This window comes from Paenibacillus tyrphae (assembly GCF_000722545.1).
In the GTDB taxonomy this organism is placed as follows: Bacteria; Bacillota; Bacilli; order Paenibacillales; family NBRC-103111; genus Paenibacillus_G; species Paenibacillus_G tyrfis.
Map to the genome: position 1 here is coordinate 1 of NZ_JNVM01000086.1, position 587 is coordinate 587.

Annotated in this window: 1 pseudogene; it reads right to left on the minus strand. The window is 56.7% G+C overall.

Annotated features, from left to right (window positions below):
* A pseudogene (locus ET33_RS35865) lies at positions 1-587 on the minus strand (NAD(P)H-dependent oxidoreductase); the annotation flags it as partial.

Sequence of the window (587 nt, forward strand, 5' to 3'; positions counted from 1 at the left end):
TCAATTCGTCTACCCTGGCGGCCGGACCGTGCATCCCCGGCTGATCCGGGATAAATCCTGTCGCGTTGGCGACCGCGGTCATCTCGATCATCGTCTTCGTTCCGTCTTGAAACGACGCGATCATTTTCGGGTTCGCCCCTACGCTGAGCGCAAGCTCTCTTGTCGAATCCGGCGTAGCCTGCACGTTGAGCGGATTGTTTTTGCCTTTGCCAATGGCCAGCACTTCGAAGCCTATCGCGTCCGCGAAGTTGTACAGCTCCATGACTGCACCCGGCTCGTCACCGGCCGATCCGGTATACACCACCCCTGCGGATGCCGCCATTTTGTTTAATAAAGGACCGACCGTGACATCGGTTTCAACGTTCAGCATGACAATATGCTTTTTGTTCAATATCGCTTTCCAGGCGATTTCCGCGCCGACGCTCGGCACCCCTGTTGCATCGACGATCACGTCCACATTCGGCAGCGCCAGCAGCAAGTGCATATCCTCTGTGATGACGACGTTTCGCTGCCTGATCGCCCGGTCCGCCTTTTCGATGTCCCGGGTTTCCACGATATGCTCCGACTTCACTCCCGCATACAGATAG